The sequence below is a fragment of the Corynebacterium kozikiae genome, from assembly GCF_024580965.1.
Classification (GTDB): Bacteria; Actinomycetota; Actinomycetes; order Mycobacteriales; family Mycobacteriaceae; genus Corynebacterium; species Corynebacterium kozikiae.
On record NZ_JANIKJ010000018.1, the window covers coordinates 20690 to 40081 of the forward strand.

Annotated in this window: 19 protein-coding genes and 1 tRNA gene; 11 read left to right on the plus strand and 9 right to left on the minus strand. The window is 59.0% G+C overall.

From position 1 onward, the window contains the following. The first annotated feature begins 21 nt into the window (after positions 1-21). Entirely contained in the window at positions 22-2382 is a 2361-nt protein-coding gene (hypF, locus tag NQ018_RS09480) for a carbamoyltransferase HypF (RefSeq protein ID WP_257060618.1), read from the plus strand. On the opposite strand, the gene hypE is transcribed toward hypF, so the two are convergent. Beyond that, positions 2379-3488, minus strand: a complete 1110-nt coding sequence (gene hypE, locus NQ018_RS09485; RefSeq protein WP_257060620.1) for a hydrogenase expression/formation protein HypE — start codon at positions 3486-3488, stop codon at positions 2379-2381. The genes hypF and hypE overlap by 4 nt on opposite strands. Before the next feature lie 299 nt (positions 3489-3787). On the opposite strand from hypE, the gene NQ018_RS09490 reads away from it, so the two are divergent. Together NQ018_RS09490 and hypD are read left to right on the plus strand one after the other, a co-directional pair. After that, positions 3788-4057 (plus strand): HypC/HybG/HupF family hydrogenase formation chaperone, encoded by a 270-nt coding sequence (locus NQ018_RS09490; RefSeq protein ID WP_257038402.1) that lies wholly within the window; start codon positions 3788-3790, stop codon positions 4055-4057. Positions 4058-4173: 116 nt separating this feature from the next. Beyond that, positions 4174-5316 carry a hydrogenase formation protein HypD gene (gene hypD, locus NQ018_RS09495; RefSeq protein WP_257038401.1) on the plus strand — a complete coding sequence of 381 codons (1143 nt, stop codon included), beginning with the start codon at positions 4174-4176 and terminating at the stop codon, positions 5314-5316. 167 nt (positions 5317-5483) lie between these two features. On the opposite strand, the gene NQ018_RS09500 is transcribed toward hypD, so the two are convergent. After that, a tRNA-Gln gene (locus NQ018_RS09500) sits at positions 5484-5555 on the minus strand. A gap of 125 nt (positions 5556-5680) precedes the next feature. Next, positions 5681-7186, minus strand: coding sequence for a multicopper oxidase family protein (locus tag NQ018_RS09505; RefSeq protein ID WP_373566935.1), 1506 nt, complete (start codon positions 7184-7186; stop codon positions 5681-5683). A 121-nt stretch (positions 7187-7307) separates the two neighbouring features. Here NQ018_RS09505 and NQ018_RS09510 point away from each other — a divergent pair, with 121 nt between their 5' ends. From NQ018_RS09510 to pth, 6 genes are all read left to right on the plus strand, one after another. Further along, on the plus strand, positions 7308-8684 hold the full coding sequence (locus tag NQ018_RS09510) for an MFS transporter (RefSeq protein ID WP_257060623.1): 1377 nt from the start codon (positions 7308-7310) through the stop codon (positions 8682-8684). 38 nt (positions 8685-8722) lie between these two features. Further along, complete coding sequence (gene glmU, locus NQ018_RS09515; protein WP_257053277.1) at positions 8723-10213, plus strand: bifunctional UDP-N-acetylglucosamine diphosphorylase/glucosamine-1-phosphate N-acetyltransferase GlmU; 1491 nt, start codon at positions 8723-8725, stop codon at positions 10211-10213. A gap of 7 nt (positions 10214-10220) precedes the next feature. Further along, the gene (locus NQ018_RS09520) at positions 10221-11201 is read left to right on the plus strand and encodes a ribose-phosphate diphosphokinase (RefSeq protein WP_257038397.1); all 981 of its coding nucleotides are present in this window, start codon (positions 10221-10223) and stop codon (positions 11199-11201) included. A gap of 24 nt (positions 11202-11225) precedes the next feature. Then, on the plus strand, positions 11226-11870 hold the full coding sequence (locus tag NQ018_RS09525; protein WP_257060625.1) for a DNA alkylation repair protein: 645 nt from the start codon (positions 11226-11228) through the stop codon (positions 11868-11870). Between the two features lie 195 nt (positions 11871-12065). Further along, positions 12066-12704, plus strand: coding sequence for a 50S ribosomal protein L25/general stress protein Ctc (locus NQ018_RS09530; RefSeq protein WP_257038395.1), 639 nt, complete (start codon positions 12066-12068; stop codon positions 12702-12704). A 116-nt stretch (positions 12705-12820) separates the two neighbouring features. After that, positions 12821-13369: an aminoacyl-tRNA hydrolase gene (gene pth, locus NQ018_RS09535; RefSeq protein ID WP_257060627.1), complete on the plus strand. Its 549-nt coding sequence runs from the start codon at positions 12821-12823 to the stop codon at positions 13367-13369. Between the two features lie 42 nt (positions 13370-13411). Here the strand turns inward: pth and NQ018_RS09540 are convergent, their stop codons facing one another. Continuing rightward, on the minus strand, positions 13412-13591 hold the full coding sequence (locus NQ018_RS09540; protein WP_257060629.1) for a hypothetical protein: 180 nt from the start codon (positions 13589-13591) through the stop codon (positions 13412-13414). Between the two features lie 154 nt (positions 13592-13745). On the opposite strand from NQ018_RS09540, the gene NQ018_RS09545 reads away from it, so the two are divergent. Then, the gene (locus NQ018_RS09545) at positions 13746-14606 is read left to right on the plus strand and encodes a fumarylacetoacetate hydrolase family protein (protein WP_257060632.1); all 861 of its coding nucleotides are present in this window, start codon (positions 13746-13748) and stop codon (positions 14604-14606) included. Here NQ018_RS09545 and NQ018_RS09550 read toward each other — a convergent pair. The 4 genes from NQ018_RS09550 to NQ018_RS09560 form a co-directional block, all read right to left on the minus strand. Then, positions 14593-15597, minus strand: a complete 1005-nt coding sequence (locus NQ018_RS09550; protein ID WP_257060633.1) for a nitronate monooxygenase — start codon at positions 15595-15597, stop codon at positions 14593-14595. The genes NQ018_RS09545 and NQ018_RS09550 overlap by 14 nt on opposite strands. An 87-nt stretch (positions 15598-15684) precedes the next feature. Next, positions 15685-16326: a nucleotidyl transferase AbiEii/AbiGii toxin family protein gene (locus NQ018_RS09555; RefSeq protein WP_257060635.1), complete on the minus strand. Its 642-nt coding sequence runs from the start codon at positions 16324-16326 to the stop codon at positions 15685-15687. Beyond that, a complete protein-coding gene (locus NQ018_RS11640) occupies positions 16256-16633 on the minus strand; it encodes a nucleotidyl transferase AbiEii/AbiGii toxin family protein (protein ID WP_373566934.1) in 378 nt (125 codons plus the stop codon). Before NQ018_RS11640 ends, NQ018_RS09555 begins: the two co-directional genes overlap by 71 nt. Positions 16634-16659: 26 nt before the next feature. Continuing rightward, positions 16660-17127 (minus strand): phage portal protein, encoded by a 468-nt coding sequence (locus NQ018_RS09560; protein ID WP_257060636.1) that lies wholly within the window; start codon positions 17125-17127, stop codon positions 16660-16662. A gap of 98 nt (positions 17128-17225) precedes the next feature. Between NQ018_RS09560 and NQ018_RS09565 the strand changes: the two genes are divergently transcribed. Continuing rightward, positions 17226-18404 carry a TerB family tellurite resistance protein gene (locus tag NQ018_RS09565; RefSeq protein WP_257060638.1) on the plus strand — a complete coding sequence of 393 codons (1179 nt, stop codon included), beginning with the start codon at positions 17226-17228 and terminating at the stop codon, positions 18402-18404. Here the strand turns inward: NQ018_RS09565 and NQ018_RS09570 are convergent. Continuing rightward, positions 18336-19238 carry a terminase TerL endonuclease subunit gene (locus NQ018_RS09570; RefSeq protein WP_257060640.1) on the minus strand — a complete coding sequence of 301 codons (903 nt, stop codon included), beginning with the start codon at positions 19236-19238 and terminating at the stop codon, positions 18336-18338. The two genes, NQ018_RS09565 and NQ018_RS09570, sit on opposite strands and share 69 nt — an antisense overlap. Positions 19239-19392 lie beyond the last annotated feature (154 nt).

Sequence of the window (19392 nt, forward strand, 5' to 3'; positions counted from 1 at the left end):
AGGGGACTAACATTGTGCGCTATGGAACCCCTTCCCCACACCGTGCCCGCGTCCGGTCCCGGTCCCGGGCCGGACAGCGCTGTAGTACGCCGGCGCGTGTTGCTGCGCGGCGTGGTTCAGGGCGTGGGGATGCGCCCGCACATCGCAAAGGTTGCCGCCAAATATCCCCTCAGTGGGTGGTGCAGTAACAACGACGTGGAGGTGACCGTCGAGCTGCAGGGCAATGCCGCAGCGATTCAGGATTGCATCGCGGAAATTGTGCGTACCCTTCCTCCCCTCGCATTCATTTCCGACGTCCAGGAAACCAGCATCGCACCCGCCGCCGATGAATTAGGGTTCCGCATTCTCGCCTCCACTCATTCCCAAGGCGCGCGCACGCTGATCCCGCCGGACGTTGCGCCCTGTGAAGACTGTATGAGGGAGTTCCACAGCCCAAGCGATCGCCGCTACCACTACCCCTTCATCACCTGCACAAACTGTGGCCCACGCGCCAGCATCATTAGCGATCTCCCCTATGACCGCCCCAACACCACCATGCGCGTGTTCCCCATGTGCCCACAGTGCGAAGCCGAATACACCGACCCAAACGACCGCCGCTTCCACGCCCAACCAATCTCCTGCCCCGACTGCGGCCCCACGATGTGGCTCGAGCGTGCCGACGCCCCCAACTCCGCAGCACCCAGCACAGCACGGGGGAATCCGCAGGAAGTTATCGCCAAAGCACAAAAGCTACTGGCAGAGGGCAAGATCCTGGCTGTCCGGGGTATCGGCGGGTTTCATTTGATGGCTAGCGCCACCCGCCCGGAAGCAGTTGCTCGCCTGCGGCAGCGCAAGGCGCGACCACACAAACCCTTTGCGGTGATGGTCCCCGATGAAGCAACGGCACAAGAAATTGCACGCTTTGATCAGCATGAGCTCGCGCTTTTGCGCTCCCCTGCGCGCCCAATCGTGATCGTCCCGCAACGCCCCATCGAGGAAAGCGAAGTAAAACTCAGGATTGCGGAGGAGGTTGCACCTGGCCTGGAGCAATTGGGCCTGGTGCTGCCCTATTCCCCGCTGCATACCTTGTTGGTGGACACGCCGGTGGTTGCTACCAGTGGCAACCCAAGCGGCGAGCCGTTGATCACGGATAATGCGCAGGCGCGCGAGGTGCTGGGCAGATTTTGTGATGCGTTCTTGTTCCACGACCGCGAAATACACGTGCCCATTGAAGATTCGGTGTACCTCTCCACCACACCGGTGCGCCGTTCGCGTGGGATGGCGCCGTTGCCGCTCAAATTGCCCGCCACGTTGAGTGCCCGGCGCGCGGAGCTTCCGAGCGTATTTGCCGCTGGTGGGGAGTTGAAAAACACGGTGTGTTTGACGGCTCATGGCCAGGCTCACGTTTCGGCGCATGTGGGGGATGCTGCGTCGGTACGCGCCCAGCAACTTTTAAGCCGCACGTTTGAGCAGCTTTGCGCCATGCGTGCGCAGGTCCCTGAGGCGATTGTGTGCGATTTGCACCCCGGGTATGCCACCACATCCTGGGCGCAGCGGCTTGCCGAGGACCTTGACGTGCCCTTGCTGCAGGTCCAGCACCACGAGGCTCATGCGGCGAGCATCTTGGCGGAACACAATGTTTCCCAACCTGCCGTGGTGATCGCTGCGGACGGCACGGGGTACGGTACCGACGCCACCATCTGGGGCGGGGAGATTTTTGCAACCGATGCCCAGTTCAACATGGTTCGCCGCTGGCATGTGCCGCACTTCCCGATCGTGGGCGGCGACGCTGCTGTGCGCCACCCCTGGCGCCTCGCCATTGGGGCTGCCGCGGCATGGGGTCTTGGCCGGCCGCACATCGCCGAACTGGTGGACGCAACCGAACTGGCGTTGGTGGACTCGCAGGTGCATGGCGGGAGGTTCAGCGTAGCAACGAGCTCGCTGGGTAGGCTTTTCGACGCCGCAGGGGCGCTGCTTGGTTGCGGTGACTTCGGACGTACGGTCAGTTATGAGGCTCAGGTGGCCATGGAGTGTGAACAGCTCGCGCGCAAAGGGAGCTGCCGCTGGGACGCGGTGAACACCGTTGAGGAGGCGTTCGCGCAGCTCATGGCCGCTTCAGACCAGGCCGCACGGGATGTTGGCGCACGCGCGGATGCCGCCCGGCAATTCCACCGCCACCTGGCCCAAATCCTTGGGGTGAAGGCCGCGGCAGTGGCCGCTGACATTGCCACGGATGTGGTGGCAATCACTGGCGGCTGCGCCCTCAACCAGCTTTTGGTGGCGGACCTTGAGGAGTTTCTTGGGCGCCTTGGGCTCACCTTATTACGGCACTGCTTGCTCCCGCCGAACGACGGCGGGCTGAGCTATGGGCAGGCGGTGCTTGCCACCGCGCGATTGCTTTAGCAGATGCGCGGGAGTGGGTCGCCCACCAATTTGTCCACCATGCGAGTGCCTCCGAAGGTGGTCACCAGCACCACGCATGCCTCTGGTTTTTCCACGATGCTGCCAATCAACCGTGCTTCCGGCGCTCCTGCCTGTTGCACTGCGGCCAGGGCCGCGTCGGCACGCTCCTGTGGAACCACTGCGAGGAACGTGCCCTCGTTGGCAACGTAGAGGGGGTCGATGCCGAGCATGTCGCAGGCAGCGCGGGTCATGGGGCGCACGGGGATCGCTTCATCCTCCAGCACCACGCCAAGGCCGGTGGTTTCCGCCAGCTCATTCATCACCGTGGCAACGCCACCGCGGGTGGCGTCGCGCATCCATCGCGTGTTGGGGACGGCCTGCAGGAGGGCATGAGTGAGGGAGGCAACCTCGCGGGTATCAGACTCAATGGGGGCATCAATGGCCAGGTCCCCGCGGGCCATCATCACGCTCATCCCGTGGTCCGCAATTGGCCCGGACACCAGGATCCGATCGCCCACCTGAACCTGCGAAAATCCCAGTTCACGGCCCTCGGGGATCAGTCCAACGCCCGCTGTGGTGATATACACTTGGTCACCCTTGCCCTTGGGCACCACCTTGGTATCGCCTGTTGCGATTGTGACCCCGGAGGTCTCCGCGGCCTGCTTCATCTGCTGGACCAGCCTGCGCAGCGTCTCAATGGGCAGCCCCTCCTCCAAAATGAACGCCACGGAAATGAACTGTGGCACCGCGCCTGCCACTGCCAGGTCATTCACGGTCCCATGAATTGCCAGCTCACCGATGGAACCACCGGGAAACTCGATGGGATTGACCACATAGGAATCCGTAGAAAACGCCAGTTTGGCACCTGGATGTTGCTGCTGGCTGAGTGCCAGGTCCAACACGGTGGAATCACCGCCTTGGCCGAGCAGATCATTGCCGTACTCATCAAAAAACACGTGCTGCAACAAGCTGGCGGAAGCCTTGCCACCGGCGCCGTGGGCGAGCGTAACGTACTCATCCTTCAACCTCCCGCCGCGGCGCCGCACACGCGCAATTGTGTTATTGACCTGCTGGGCGTCCTCATTCAAGCGGTTTTTCGGTTCCACGGGATTCTCCTTATTCGTGGGGCGCGGTGTTTGGGGTGCAGTTTTTGCTTGCAGCTTTCATGCTAATCCTGCTCTTCTTTGCGGCACCCAGTTTTAGGCATAAGGCAAGGGAGTTGCGGCTGCGATTTTGGTGCCCGCAGAAGATGCTGAGGAGTAAAGTTTTCAAGAAAGCACGCCTTACTGCCATTGGCCGTTGTGCCATCGGTTTTTGCAAGCGATTTGATCGGTGTTGGGCGGTGCTCGCAACAATGGAAACGTAGCAATGGAAACGTAGCAAAGTCGCATAAAGGAGTTCGCCCGTGTGCCTTGGAGTTCCTGCACAGGTAGTAGAAATCTCTGACCCAACACGGGCCACCGTGAGCATTGACGGAGTGAGCAGGAAAGTTTCCACGGACCTCCTCTTGGCAGACAATCTGAGTGTTGGGGACTGGGTGCTCGTCCATGTGGGCTTCGCCCTCAGCGTGATTGATGAGGATGAAGCCCAACTCACTTTGCAACAAATTAAACAGCTCGGCGCGGACACCTTTGAAGACGAGCTGGATTCTTTCAAGCAGTCACAAATTGAGTAGTGCGCAACTCACCCCAACACGGGGCGCCAACAGTGCACTAAAAGTGCACCGACGGGGCACCGCCCATTGATTGTTTGAAGGCTTTTGAGAACTACTTGAGGACTATAAGGATTCCAATGAAGTTCGTAGACGAGTTCCGTGACCCGCAGGCCGCGAGGCAGCTCATTGAGCGCATCGAGCACATGGCCACACAACTCTCCCACCCCATCAAGCTGATGGAAATCTGCGGCGGCCACACGCATACGATTTACCGATACGGGCTGGAAAACCTGCTGCCGAACACAATTGATTTTGTGCACGGCCCCGGCTGCCCCGTGTGTGTAATTCCCATGGGGCGTGTAGACGACGCCCTGTGGTTGGCCGCCCAGCCGGGGGTCATTTTGACCACGTTTGGTGACATGATGCGGGTGCCCGGTTCCGAGCGTTCCCTCATGCAGGCCCGCGCCCAGGGCTGCGACATCCGCTTTGTGTACTCGCCACTCGACAGCTTAAAAATCGCCGAGGAAAACCCACAGAAGAAGGTGGTGTTTTTTGCCGTCGGCTTTGAAACCACCGCCCCTTCTACCGCGGTGACCTTGCGGTATGCCAAGCAGCGCGGGGTGAGCAATTTCAGTGTGTTCAGCAACCATGTGACCATTGAGCCACCGCTACGCGCGATCGCCGACGGCGGCAAGACTCAAGTAGACGGATTCATCGGCCCCGGCCACGTGGCAACCGTGGTGGGCACGCAGGCATTCGATTTCCTCCCCGAAGAGTTCAACCTGCCGGTGGCGGTGTGCGGGTTCGAGCCTTTGGACATTCTCCAAGGTACGGCCATGTTGCTTGAACAATTCACTTCTGGCGCGGTCGATGCGGGGCATGCCGCGGTGCAAAACCAATACGCCAGGGTGGTGCGCCCCGAGGGCAACGAAGCCGCCCGGGCGCTTTTGGAAGAAGTGTTCACGATCCGCGACACCTTTGAATGGCGCGGCCTCGGCTGGCTCGAACGTTCAGGGATGGGCATTGCCGACGCCTACGCGGACTTCGACGCCGAACGCATCTTTAATGTCCCCGGCAGGCGCGTAGAGGATCCCCCAGCATGCGAATGCGGTTCTGTGCTCACCGGCCACATCAAGCCGTGGCAATGCAAAGTGTTTGGCACTGCCTGCACGCCGGACACCCCAATTGGCACCTGCATGGTGTCCCCGGAGGGAGCTTGCGCCGCCTACTACAACTTTGGCCGCATTGACCGCGAGCTCACGGTGCAGCTCGGACGGTGAAGCTATTGGGGTCCTGAGGCTCCCGAGGCCCCCAAGGCTCCTGAGGCTCCCGAGACTCCCGACCGCGTTTCCCCCTGCGTCCACAACCCAGTAAAAAGGCAAAACCCCGCCCCAGAGACATGGGGCGGGATACATGCGCCAACGGCGTTTACGCTGGTAAATCGTTGCTTCCCTGCCAGGACTCGAACCTAGAATGACGGTACCAAAAACCGTAGTGTTGCCAATTACACCACAGGGAAATGTTGCTGTTCGCCGATCAAGGGGAACGCAACAGCACGTATCTTACAGTATCTCGCGGGCGGGATTGCAATTCGCAGGCCAAAGCCCCAACCACGCCCGCTGCGCCAGCAGCATCCAGCGAGATCTAGTGCTGGTGCTCGCCTTCGGTGTAATCAGTTTCCAACGCGGGTTCCTGGCCTGCTTCCACCACAACGTATTGCCCCATCATGCCTGAGTCCTCGTGGAAAAGCATGTGACAGTGGTACATGTACGGCCACTTTGGATCCGGGAAATACCCGAACTCCACGAGTAGGCGCACCGTCGAGTTCGGCGGCAGGGTCACGGTGTCCTTCCAGCCGGAGTCGTTGATCGCCACCGTGGTGTCTTCCAGGGCGAGCACCTTGAAGCGCGCGTTGTGGATGTGGAAATTGTGCAGCCAATCCGAGTTCTGGTTGCTCACCTCCCACACCTCAGGCCCCTCGTGGTCCACTACCTCGTCCACGCGCAGCATGTCCATGTCTTCACCATTGATCTGGAAGGTGTTGAGCACGAACGCACGCAACGGCAACTCAGCGACTTCTGCCTCCGGCAGGATTTCCGACGCTGCCCGGTCCAGCACTTCGGGCACCGCCGCACGCGCGTCCAGGGTTTGTGCGGTGCGGATGGTCAGCAGCAATGCTTGGGTATCCAGGAGGAAGTCCGGCGCGAACTCATCGTCCGGCACGCCAAGGCGGTCCTCAAAACCAAGTGAATAGAGTTCGTATTCCTTACCCGGTTCAAGCTGCAACACAATCTCGGCGCGCTCACCTGGACCCAAAGCCACGGCTTCCGCGTCGATACCCGCCTCCAGCAACCCGGAATCGCTAGCGATGACCTGAAAGCTCTCCCCGCTTTTCAGGCCGATGTTGTGGAAGCGCATGTTGGAGCCGTTGATGAGGCGGAGGCGGAGTTTGTCCGTTGTGGCGTCGAAGTGTGGGTTGGTTATGCCATTGACGGTGATCACCTGGCCCTGCAGGCCCAGGTTGGGGTCCAGGGTTTCGTCAAAGGCTCCGTCCGCGGTGAAGTTAGCGTCCTGGAGAACCACGGGGATGTCATCAACGCCATATGTTCGTGGCAGGTCAAGGCCAGATTCCACCTCATCGTCCACGATGAGCATGCCTGCCAGGCCACGGTACGCCTGAACGCCGGTGGCGCCGTGTGGATGCGGGTGGTACCACAGTGTTGCCGCTGGTTGCTCCACCGTGAAGTTGGCGGTCCAGGTGCCGCCGGGTGTGATTGGTGAGTGCGGTCCGCCGTCGGCAATCGCAGGTACCTTCATGCCGTGCCAGTGCACGGCGGTGATTTCCTTGAGCTGAGACTCCACCGTGATCTCTACTTGCTCTCCCCTGCTCATGCGCAGCGTAGGGCCGAGGTGCGGCCCATTAAAGCCCATCGTTGGAGTTTTCACACCAGGGGTGATCTCCGAGGAACCATGCTGCGCTACCAAGGCAAACGTGGAGCGATTACCGTTTGCGGTCCCGCGCATTTCTGGAGGAATGGGAAGCGCTCGGGTTTCCCCTTCCCATCCTTGAGGGACCTCCGTGCTGCACGCCGCGAGTGCAGTGGCAGCCAGGGCCACTCCACTCAGGCCAAAAAACGTGCGCCGATTCATCAAATACGACTGGGCTGGGGTGCCAGTTTGAGAACTCAAAACATCACTGCCTTGCTGTGTAGAACCTGCCATTATTGCCATGCTAGCGAGCATGTCCCGGCGCCACCCTAGACTGTGAGATATGTCAGAAACCTCCCCTCCAGCGGGCGCACATGAAGGCTCCGAGACGTCGGGCAAGGCGTCGGGCAACGCGCAGCGGTTCGTGTGGTCCAACGCACTGCAAAATGTTGGTGACAACATCACCGCCGCCAAGTCAGTGCTGCCGTGGATTCTTGCGGCTGCGGGTACGCCTGCGCTGTTTAGCGCCTTGTTGGTTCCCATCAGGGAATCGGGCTCAATGTTGCCGCAGGCACCACTTGCCCCGTGGGTGATGTCTAAGCCCTACCGGCGCAATATTTGGGTGGTTGGTTCGCTCATCCAGGCGGCCAGTGCTGCCGGAATTGCCGCTGCCACCTTGCTTCTGCGTGGCAGTGCCCTTGGCTTTGCAGTGGTGGTGCTGTTAGCCACGCTTTCTCTTGGCCGCGCAGCTTGTTCCATTACAGGCAAAGACATGCAGGCGCGCATTAAAAAGAAGGGCTCCCGCGGCAAACTTCAAGGCGTTGCCACTTCTCTAGGTGGGGTGGTGTCTATTGCAGTTGGTGTGTGCCTGGTGTTCGTTGGGGAGCACGCCCCACCGTGGATCTTGGCGTTGCTGATCTTCTGCTCTGCGTTGGCCTGGGTGCTTGCCGCCTGGGTGTTTTCCGGCATCGAAGAACCAGTGCCGACTCAGGAGACCAAACAAGATACCAAGGATTCCTTCCAGGCCAGAGGTGAGTGGCTGCGGGAGTGTTTCCGGATGGTGCGCGAGGACGCGAAGTTTCGCAGGTTCGTCATTGTACGTTCCCTCTTGCTGGTCACGGCACTTTCCTCAGCGTTTTTGGTCACGCTCGCGGCGGAGCACACAGAAGGCTCAGCGGAGTTTGGCACGAACTTTGGATCGGTGGGAGCGTTTCTAGCTCTCCAGGGGGCGGCCGGATTCCTTGCCGGAAGGGTGTCAGGCGCGCTGGCAGACCGCTCGGCGAAGGCAGTAATGGCAGCAGGTTCATTGGCCGCATCGTTAGTGTTGCTCGTGGTGGCGTCGGCAGCGCTTCTTGCACCGCAGCACCTACTTCCGTGGCTCATCCCTACCGCCTACTTCCTGATTTTGCTCATCCACGCCGGTATTCGGGTGGCGCGGAAAACGTATGTGGTGGATATGGCAACGGGTGATCAACGCACAAAATATGTTGCCAATGCGAATACCTTGATGGGGTTGGTGTTGCTCGGCACGGGTGCTATCACTGCGGTGCTCTCCCTGGCCGGCAGCGTGGTGGCAATTGTGTTTCTTGCGCTGCTTGGAATTGCGGGTGCAGTGGCCGCGCGCGGGATGGTGGACGTGTCTGAGAAGCGTTCTTATGCGGGGAAGGTAGCATCGGCTGGCAGAGAAGATGTCGCACATTCAGGAGAACGAGACCAGTGAGCACCGCTACCCCATCTGAGGACCACGCTGCCCCCAACCTGCTCAGTGACGCCCACCCAACCGCAGTGATTGTGCTTGCTGCGGGAGCGGGCACGCGCATGAAGTCCCAGTTGCAAAAGACCTTGCACTCCATCGGCGGGCGCACGCTGCTTTCACATAGCCTGCACGCCGCAGCCGGGATCGCCCCGGAGCATGTGGTGGCGGTGATTGGGCATCGCCGTGACCAGGTTGCCCCGGCTGTGGAGGCGGTAGCAGCGGAGCTTGCAGAGGCAGGTTCCCCAACCCGCATAGCCACCGCCGTGCAGGAGGAACAACTGGGCACCGGGCACGCCGTGCAATGCGCTATGGAGGCCCTGGGAGATTTCCGCGGGACCGTGGTGGTGACCAACGGCGACGTTCCACTGTTGCGCCCGGAAACGCTGCGCGCACTGGTAGAGGCCCACAACCAGGTACCCACCGCCGTGACCGTGCTGACCATGCGCCTTGAGGACCCCACGGGGTACGGGCGCATCGTGCGCAACCAGGAGGGGGAAGTTACCGCCATCGTTGAGCAAAAAGACGGCGACGCGAAAACCCTGGCCATCCAAGAGGTCAACTCCGGCGTGTTCGCCTTTGACGCCGAGATCCTGCGTACCAGCTTGGCCAAGCTCGACTCCAACAACGCCCAAGGCGAGCTGTACCTCACCGATGTTCTGGGGATTTCCAGGAACGACGGCCACCCTGTGCGAGCCTACCGCGCGGCCGACGCCGCCGAGTTGGCAGGTGTGAATGATCGAGTGCAGCTCGCGGAAGCAGGCGCAGCGCTGAACCGCCGTCTGGTAGAAGCTGTGATGCTCGGCGGGGCGACCGTAATCGACCCTGCAACCACCTGGATCGACGTGAACGTGCAGGTGGGGCAAGACGTGGTAATTCACCCCAACACCCAGCTCTTGGGCAAGACCGTGATTGGCGATGGCGCCGTTGTTGGCCCGGACACCACCTTGAACAACATGGTGGTGGGTGAAGGCGCAAGCGTGATCCGAACCCACGGCCTTAATTCTCTGATCGGCGCACACGCCGAAGTTGGCCCCTACACCTACATCCGCCCAGGCACTGAACTCGGGGATCACGGCAAGTTGGGTGGCTTTGTGGAGGCGAAAAACGCCCAGATCGGCCGCGGCTCCAAGGTGCCTCACCTCACCTACATTGGCGATGCAACCGTGGGTGAGGAATCCAACATCGGCGCCTCCAGCGTGTTTGTGAATTACGACGGCGTGAACAAGCACCGCACCACCGTGGGCTCCCATGTTCGCACCGGATCGGACACGATGTTCATTGCCCCCGTGACAATTGGCGACGGCGCGTACTCCGGAGCGGGTACAGTTATCAAAGACGACGTTCCCCCGGGAGCGCTCGTGGTCTCCGGCGGAAAGCAGCGCAACATTGAGGGCTGGGTGCAGCGCAAGCGCCCAGGTACTCCTGCCGCGTTGGCCGCTGAGGCAGCCCAAAACCGAGAAGCAAACCCAGAAGACCCCCATCAGGAAGGTTAAGCGAAACATGTCTTCGCACAACTGGACCGAGAACCAAAAGAACCTCATGTTGTTCTCTGGTCGTGCACACCCAGAGCTCGGCGAGGCTGTTGCCCGCGAACTCGGTGTTGAACTCACCCCAACTACCGCGCGTGACTTTGCAAACGGCGAGATCTTTGTCCGCTTTGAAGAGTCCGTGCGTGGTTGCGATGCCTTTGTGATTCAGTCCCACGCACAGCCGCTGAACAAGTGGCTGATGGAGCAGCTCATCATGATTGATGCCCTCAAGCGTGGCTCCGCAAAGCGCATCACCGCAATCCTTCCTTTCTACCCATACGCTCGTCAGGACAAGAAGCACCGCGGCCGCGAACCAATCTCCGCCCGCCTGGTAGCTGACCTGCTGCGCACCGCCGGTGCCGACCGCATCGTGGCAGTAGACCTGCACACGGACCAGATCCAGGGCTTCTTCGACGGCCCGGTGGACCACATGCACGCGATGCCGATCCTCACGGATTACATCAAGGAGAACTACTCCCTGGACAACATCGTGGTGGTCTCCCCAGACGCAGGCCGCGTGAAGGTTGCCGAGAAGTGGGCAAACACCCTGGGCGATGCCCCACTGGCCTTCGTCCACAAGACTCGCTCCACCGACGTTGCCAACCAGGTGGTGGCAAACCGCGTGGTTGGCGACGTATCTGGCAAGACCGCCGTGCTGCTGGACGACATGATTGATACCGGCGGCACCATCGCCGGCGCCGTTGGGGTGCTGCGAGATGCGGGTGCCGAAGACGTGATCATCGCCTGCACCCACGGCGTGTTCTCTGATCCCGCCCGCGAGCGCCTCTCCCAGTGCGGCGCCAAGGAAGTGATCACCACCGACACGCTGCCTCAATCCACCGAGGGTTGGGAAAACCTCACGGTGCTCTCCATCGCCCCACTGTTGGCAAAGACCATCCATGAGATCTTTGAAAACGGCTCCGTGACGGACCTCTTTGAGGGCCAGGCATAGCCTTCCGCTAGCACCGCGTAGCCTGTGAACATCCAGCACAGCGCCGAAGAGGCACTCGCCCCGTTGCACGACCCAGTGCGTGCAGCGGGGCAATCTGCATATCTCAAGCACCAGTTTTCATTCCTGGGGGTTGCCACCACCCAACGGCGGGCAGCTACCAAGCACATTGTGCGGGCACTGCGGGACGTCGGAACGCCTGAGCTGCTTGCGCAGACCCGCCAGCTTTGGCAAATGCCCTACCGCGAGTACCACTATGTTGCCTGCGACATCTTGCGTGCCTACAAGCACCCGCTGGCGCCCGATGAGCTGCGCTATTTCATCTGCACCCACTCCTGGTGGGACACCGTGGATGCGTTGGTGAAAGTCGTAGGGGCGAATGCACGCTCGGGGGAGATGCTCGGCTGGGCAAAGGAGGATAACCTGTGGATTCGGCGCACGGCTATCTTGCACCAATTAGGGATGCGCTCGGAAACGGACCCGCAGTTGATGGCGGCGATCATCGAGCACAACGCCGCTGATCAGGAGTTCTTCATCCGGAAAGCCATTGGGTGGGCGCTGCGGGAATACGCCAAAACCGATCCGGATTGGGTGATGAAGTTTGTGGAGCGCACCCCCGAACTTTCCGGACTCTCTCGGCGCGAGGCAGTCAAGCATCTTGAACAGGGCTGATGCTTCGTGCTAAGGTGGTTCAGTCTCGGCGAGGGCGCCTGCGTGCAGGTAGCCGTTATCGACGCGATGTACTACCCATAATCCTTATTATGACCTGCGTAGACTCGGCGAGCACACATGCTTGCGCTACGCAGGTTTTTTGTGTGCCTGGGACAGCAAATTGTTCAATAACACTACTTTGAGGAGCAACCAATCATGGCTTCCTACCCAACTATTGCTGCTGCAGCTCGCACCGAGTTTGGCAAGGGCTTTGCTCGCCGTCTGCGCGTTGCCGGCCAGGTTCCAGGCGTGATCTACGGCGCTGACGTTGACGAACCAATCCACTTCTCCGTTTCCCGCATCGAGCTGCACGCCCTGCTGCGTTCCCACGGCTCCAACGCCGTGCTCGAGCTGGACATCGAGGGCGACAAGCACCTCACCATGATCAAGCACGTTGACCAGAACGTGATCACCCTCAACGCTGACCACGTTGACCTGCTCGCCATCAAGCGCGGCGAAAAGGTTGAGGTTGAGGTACCTGTGGTTCTTGAGGGCGAGGTTGCCGCAGGTGCCCAGCTCGTTCAGGATGCTGACGTTGTGCTGGTTGAGGCTGACGTGCTCTCCATCCCTGAGCAGCTCACCCACTCCGTTGAGGGCGCAGACGTGGACACCAAGGTGCTCGCCGGCGACCTCACCATGCCAGCAAACACCACCCTGGTTGCTGACCCAGAGACCGTGATCGCTTCCGTGAACCACGAAGAGGTTGCTGAGGACCTCGACGCTGAAGAGGTTGCAGCAGAGTACGACGAGGCTGACGCTTCCGACGTTGAGTCCACCGAAGAAGACGCTGAGTAAAACTCACGCTGATCAAGGCTCAGCCAGTCTGAGCCAAACAGCTCACTTCTTGCAGGCGACGCCCCTTTTTGGGCGTCGCTTTTTGCGTTAGGCTGCGCACGGTAAGGTGCAAAAGCGTGGATGAGACTTTCTTGATTCTCGGCTTGGGCAATCCAGGGCCCAAGTATGAACAAACGCGGCATAACCTCGGCATTCACGCCTTGGAGGAGCTACTGGAGCGTACCGACGGCATGCCCGCAGCCCTCAGCGTGCACAAACGCACCAACACCCAAATTGCTCAGGCGCGCATTGCTGGCCGTCCGGTGGTGCTCGCCCGCACCCGGGGATACATGAACCTCTCTGGCGGGCCAACCAAGGCGCTTGCAGACTTCTTCAAAATCAACAGCCGCAATGTGGTGGCGCTGTTCGATGACCTGGAGCTAGATTTTGGCCAGGTCAGTGCGAAGTTTGGGGGTGGCGACCACGGCCACAAGGGGTTGAAGTCCATCACGCAGGCTTTGGGTACGAAGGAGTATCACAAGGTAGGCATTGGCATTGGCCGCCCGCCTGGGCGAATGGATGTTTCCTCCTTCGTGCTCAAACCCTTTTCCAGGCAGGAACAACAGGAACTGCCCATCATTTGCGCCAATGCCGCTGATGCGGTGGAGGCAATCCTGCGGGGTTGAACGCAGGGCTCGATGTAGCGAGGTGCGTCGAGAACGCCCCCGCTACCACTTCCGCGCTTTTTTCAATGCTTTGGCCAGGGCAGCGTCATCAAGTTTGAGTGCACCTTGCTTTTTCAAGCGGTGCGCCACAACGGGGCAACTCTTGCAGCGCGGGTTGTCTTTGCAGCATTTTTTCTTTACTTTGCCGCGCTCCACCCGCTCGCGAAGCTTCACCATACTCATAGCTACTTAGGTTAGCGCAACCTTAGCGAGGCTGCACTAATAAAATTGCGCGGAGGGGGCACAAACCCACACTTCCACCTGCCTCAAGCCCCTCCCCTTTTCCCGTTTCTGATTCCCATCCCCGGCAACGCCGCAACCATTAGATTGGGTAGCTATGAGGCTTGCAACAACGAAAACTGGGCAGACCATCAACGTGATGGATGCCAATTTGGAAGAAGGCATCATCACAACAAAAGTGGTGTACCCCGAAGACCTGGGTGCGCTCCTCAAACAGGAAAACTGGCGGGAGCTCGTGGAGAAGGCAGCGGGCACCGCAGCCGATACCGCCAACACCCCCACGATCACTCTCCCGACCAGTGATCTCGCAGCCCTTATCCCCAACCCCGGCAAGATCATCTGCGTGGGCCTGAATTACGCGGACCACATCAAGGAGATGGGCCACCCCACCCCAGAGGTGCCCACGTTGTTCATCAAATACCCGGAAGCGCTCACGGGTCCCTTTGACCAGGTGACAATCCCCAAACAGGCAGCCGAGGCCTTGGATGCCGAGTCCGAACTCGCAGTGATCATTGGCTCAATAGCCCACCGGGTGAGTGAAGCGGAGGCAGCCAAGCACATTGCCGGTTACGCCGTGATCAATGACTACACCCTGCGCGACTGGCAAAAACGCACCCAACAATGGCACCAAGGAAAGTCCTACTATCGCACCGCGGGGTTCGGTCCGTGGCTCACCACCCGTGAGGATTACACCCCAGGCACCAGGATCACCGCCCATTGGGATGGGGAGCTGATGCAGGATTCCACCACTGACCAACTGGTGTTTAGCCCCGAATTCTTGGTGAGCTTCATTTCCCAGATCTACCCGTTGCAGCCAGGTGACGTGATTGCCACAGGCACTCCCGACGGCGTCGGGTTTGCCCGCAACCCCGCTCGTTTCATCCAACACGGGCAGGCGGTGCGCTGCGCAATCGAAGGCTTGGGGTGGATTGAAAACACCACGCTCATCGAGGGCTAAGCAGCCTCACCACTTCAGCCGCAGGCAGCCCATCAGGAATCAGCTCTGCGCGCTCGCCCACCAGGCAATAGCTCGAACCGACTGCCGCACTCATGGGCCGCAGCAGCGGGTACACCGGTGGCACATCTTGCAAAAACTCCAGTTCCGGCGCCCACAAGCCTCGCGCAACACGCCCGGAAAAGCCTCGGGAGGCTACGGTGCGCTGGGCGGCGTCGGTACGCAACAACGCCCTGTTTGCCTCGCTCGTGCCGGCCTCGGGGCACAGCAGGAACATCGAGCCTGTTTGCACCGCGATAACCCCAGGCAAGTCGAGCAGCGCTTGAACGTCACTGGGGCCGCGCACGCCGCCGGCTGCGATGATCGGAAGCGTGCATCGCCGAGCAATTTGGGCCACCAGCTCAGCAACGGGCGTGGCGTTGGGTTGTGTCTTGGGGTCGAAGGTCAGGCGATGCCCACCCGCCTCCACACCCTGCACGATGAGGGCGTCCACTCCGGCCTGTGCGGCGGCCTCAGCCTCATCCAGGCTGGTCACGCTGTTCCATGCCTGCGCGCCGAGCTCGTGGAGCTGCGCCACTTGGGCCGAGGTGAAAGCACCAAAGCTGAGACTCACTACCGACGGCCCCCGGTCCCCTCGCAACGCCTCCAGGATGTGCTGCCATTTTTGAGGAAAATCGCTGGCCGCCGCGGTGGGTGCCGCTGGGATCTCCTGGCCTGGGAATGCTTTGCTGAGGAGTCCGCGGGCTTGCTCAACGTCTTGCGTCCGTGGAAGTTCCACCTGTGGCGCAAAGAGATTAACGCCGAATGGTGTGCCGGCGAGAGCGGCCATATCAGCGGCAAATGCATTGGGGGGTTGATTTCCCGAAGCCAGAAAACCAAACCCACCTCCCCGAGCCACCGCCGCGACGAGCTTAGGCGTGCTCGGGCCGCCGGCCATAGGGGCGGCGATCACTCGAACAGTGTGAAACAGCGTTGGCGTATCCGTGGTGCCCATGAACGTTGAGTATAGGATCGAGTGCGTGTTTGAGTTCCTGAATCGCATGGATAGGAACAATCGAGAAGTCTTACAGACACCCGATGGCTACACTTCCCAACAACCAGTGCTGTGATACCTCTTGCCGTCCACCAGTTTTCTTTGCAATACCTGGCTCAAGCAATTTCCTGCAAATGCCAGGGCCTCCTCAAGTTTGTGCAAATTCTCTGGAAGGATCCCATAAGACGATGCTTTTCGGGAAAACCCATTTTCCCAACTCTTTCCTGGTGATGAAATCTGCTGAGGACAGTCGACTCCACGCCGTTTCACCTCGTGAGTGAGGATCCGAAGGAGTTTTTCAGCAAGGAAATCCTGGGTTCGAATAATCTCAATGAAGTCTGCCGGATCATGGAAACGGGTGCTTTCGATGCCATGGTGAGATTCCCGCATTGCGCAAATTTTGTCTGCAAGGTGGGCCTCAATCGGAGTAACCAATATCCGAAACGGTTTATATCCTTTCTCTTTAGTTACCCGATTAAGTAGCGGATCAATTTCCACAGTTTCGGGCGGTAGTTGAGTGTGGCGGCCCGGAGTCACATCGATTCGAAAGGAATGGAATAACCCGATGCCTAAATAGGCTCCAAGGGTTACGGCAATTGAGGGATTACCGTACCCAGTTTCAACACCCCAACCCCGAGAATTCGCGCCTATTACTTGAAACCGGAAAGGATCTTTTCCCCCTCGTTTCATTTAGACTTCGCAGCTCAAAGGCTATCTCCTCGACACCTCCCCAGATTGCGCCGTGAGCAAGAACGATATCCTTTGTGAATCGGCCAGACCCGTTCCTCATGAGGAGGGCCGTGCCACCTTTGAGAACCCAGTCAGTGGAAGGTTCTGCGAAGATGCGACTCAGGAAACACTCAAAGACCAACTGAAATTGGATGCTGCCCTTTGCTCGCCCTTGCTTGTGTGCAAGGTCAGCAACCCGGTGAGCAACACTCCTCTGCCAATTGCGAAGTAGCAGATGATCGTCAAATGCGTCCCGTTTCTTCGCCAAGGTGTATTTCCTAATCCAGCAAACCTTTAAACTGTTACCCGTTTTCGGGAATGTACGTCCAGACCCGGCAATCCACGGTGAATCAAAGGTGGGTTTGGCACGTACAGCGATTCAAGATGGACCTGACGCCCATTACGAATGATCTGCGCAAACGCATTACCCCACAACAACAGGTGCATCATCAACGTTTCCCGGAACACGAAGCTCGTCATCTCCGGATTCGGCCCATCATGCAGCAACCGATACAAACTGTGGTCGGTGGCTTTTCCCTTGCCGCCGTCTGGGCGCTCCCGATAGACGTGCAACGGTAACCCCGCCACAGCCTCCGCCAAAATCCGCACACACGAATAGACGGCAGTCATCTGCATCGCCGAGCGCTCCGTCACCGGACGACCAGACGACGTGCCACCAAAAATGAAGCTGTACCCACCGCCGGTCAATGTATGATCAGACAGAGGCTTGTGCTTCGGGAGCAATCGGTCTAGCAAGCCCACGGTTAGCTCCTTTCTTTAATTTAATTGTTTTCAGGGATTTCAGGAATTGACCGCTGCAATCAACCCGGAAGCATTTAGGACAAAGGAAATAAACAAATATGGATTTCAAGCTTAAGGGCGAAACCAAGGAACACTCGGAACAAGACAAGAATTTTGTCAAGAAAGAGCTAGACCAAATCCGTGGATTTGTTGGTGACCTGTCGATCGAGGATTTGAAGCAGGGCGACTGGTTTGTCAAGCTGTTAGCGTTCTCGCTTGACCAGTACGTGAATACCGTCGATGCCGAATACTTCAAGCAGAAATATCCGAACCTACCGCCTGATGCTGTGGTTGATGCACGTATCAAGATGGCATCGAATTACGCGAGCATCGAAGGAGCCATCACCTCTACTGCATACAGTGGCGCTATCGCTGCGACCATCGGATCCGGCGGCGGCGCATCTCCACTAACCCTTCCGGCGGGCGGAGCAAGTTTTGCAATTGACCTCGTGTACACGTCGTATCTCCAGCTTCGGATGACCTACGACATTTCTGTCCTCTACGGTGTCCCGATCAATATCAAGGATCCTGACGACACTTGGAAACTCGTTAAATTGGCTTTCGGTATCAAAGCTGGCGAAACCATAAATCGAGGGGCAATGAAATCCATACCAGCTTTCGTCCGTCCACTCATCAAGAAAATCTTCTCCGGATCAACACTGACAGCAGCCAAGAGTCTTCCCGTTATTGGTAAGCACCTTTTGCAGCGCAACATCATTAAATTCGCTATCCCAGCCGTTACGATTCCAGTAACCACTGCAATGAACTGGTGGCTAACAAAACTTGCAGGAGATCGCGCCAAGCAACTACTCCGGCGGGAAGCCAAAATCATCGAAAGCACTGGCCGAATCATTGATGAAACCGAGGATTTTGAGCTTCTCATGTCAATCCTCTGGCTCCTCATCAACGTCGATGAAGCAGTTCTTGATGAAGAGCGCCTTTTCCTTCATCACTTGACGCTGTGTGCTGAGCAAGAAGACAAGGCCACGCCTGAGACGATGGAGTTTCTCGAAAAATTCCGTTCCCAAATTGAAATCGACGAAGACGCAGTTTGGGACAAGGTTGATACTGTGTCCGCCGATGCTGCTCCAAAGCTGTTCAAAGTCGCGGTGATCGCCAGTGCGGTGGATGGAAAAATGAGCAAGAAAGAACTCGACTTTCTTGAACGCTTAGCTGATCGACTCCGAGTTCCCTTCGACAAGAAACTCATCGACGACATGAAACGCAAGTGGCAGTAGTCTTCTACAAAACCAGTAGCCCGCGTTGGTCGTAGACCGATCCTGCAGATGCCCCTGGGCAGCCCAGGCGTCGTAGGGCACGTGATCGCGGGCCACGCGCAGTTTCAGGTTGTCCTCCGGGATCCAAAACCAGAGTGCGATCACGTATTGGTCCTCAGCGTCTTCGGGTGGGAATACCAGCACGAAAGCGGTGATGTCGGTTGTACTGGCCAAATCCAGCCCGCCATAGCAGGTTCGTCCTTCCAGCTCCGATAGGTCTACCGGGCCATTGTTGGCTTCCCAGATGTGCATGGGCATCCAGCGTACGAACTGTTTGACCCATTGGTTCAGGCGTAGCTGGCGGAAGGTGTTCTCCTCGGCCGGGTTTTGCCGAGCTGAATGGCAGGCCTGCTGGACTTTCTCCACCGGCACGGTGATTCCCAAGGAGGGATTGGCTTTGAACCAGGTGGCCTCAGCTGTCCAGTCATCCTCGGGTGCTGCCCCGTAGACCACCGGGTAGAAGGTCGGGTCGTGTTTCTTGCCATCGATCAGATCGAGGGCTTTTTGGTGGTATTCGTAGCAGATGGAGTGGGTGTCTGTGCCTGCGGTGGTGATGAAGAAGTGGAGCGGTTGGGTGCGGGCATCGCCGGAGCCTTTGGTCATGACATCGACCAGGGCCCGGTTGGGTTGGGTGTGCAGTTCATCGAAGACTTCCCCGGAGATGTTGAAGCCGTGCTTGGAGTAGGCCTCAGCGGAGAGGACCTCGTGGAAGCTGCTGGTTGGGGTGTAGATGATGCGTTTTTGGGAGTCCTGGATTTTGACTCGCTTGGCCAGCGGTGGGCACATGCGGATCATGTCTGCTGCGACTTCGAAGACGATGGAGGACCTGACCCCCGTTAGGTAGACACCCAATCTCAGCTCAGTCGGGCTGGGGGAAAGGTAATCTACCACCATGTCAGCGAAACGCTATGACGAGCAGTTCAAAAGGGATGCGGTTGCCTTCTATGAG

Excerpts from the sequence above, each read along its gene's own strand:
- hypF (WP_257060618.1), top strand. The coding sequence starts at position 22 with ATGGAACCCCTTCCCCACACCGTGCCCGCGTCCGGTCCCGGTCCCGGG.
- hypD (WP_257038401.1), top strand. The coding sequence starts at position 4,174 with ATGAAGTTCGTAGACGAGTTCCGTGACCCGCAGGCCGCGAGGCAGCTC.
- NQ018_RS09505 (WP_373566935.1), bottom strand. The coding sequence starts at position 7,186 with ATGAATCGGCGCACGTTTTTTGGCCTGAGTGGAGTGGCCCTGGCTGCC.
- NQ018_RS09510 (WP_257060623.1), top strand. The coding sequence starts at position 7,308 with ATGTCAGAAACCTCCCCTCCAGCGGGCGCACATGAAGGCTCCGAGACG.
- NQ018_RS09520 (WP_257038397.1), top strand. The coding sequence starts at position 10,221 with ATGTCTTCGCACAACTGGACCGAGAACCAAAAGAACCTCATGTTGTTC.
- NQ018_RS09530 (WP_257038395.1), top strand. The coding sequence starts at position 12,066 with ATGGCTTCCTACCCAACTATTGCTGCTGCAGCTCGCACCGAGTTTGGC.
- NQ018_RS09540 (WP_257060629.1), bottom strand. The coding sequence starts at position 13,591 with ATGAGTATGGTGAAGCTTCGCGAGCGGGTGGAGCGCGGCAAAGTAAAG.
- NQ018_RS09545 (WP_257060632.1), top strand. The coding sequence starts at position 13,746 with ATGAGGCTTGCAACAACGAAAACTGGGCAGACCATCAACGTGATGGAT.
- NQ018_RS09550 (WP_257060633.1), bottom strand. The coding sequence starts at position 15,597 with ATGGGCACCACGGATACGCCAACGCTGTTTCACACTGTTCGAGTGATC.
- NQ018_RS09555 (WP_257060635.1), bottom strand. The coding sequence starts at position 16,326 with ATGAAACGAGGGGGAAAAGATCCTTTCCGGTTTCAAGTAATAGGCGCG.
- NQ018_RS09565 (WP_257060638.1), top strand. The coding sequence starts at position 17,226 with ATGGATTTCAAGCTTAAGGGCGAAACCAAGGAACACTCGGAACAAGAC.
- NQ018_RS09570 (WP_257060640.1), bottom strand. The coding sequence starts at position 19,238 with ATGATCCGCATGTGCCCACCGCTGGCCAAGCGAGTCAAAATCCAGGAC.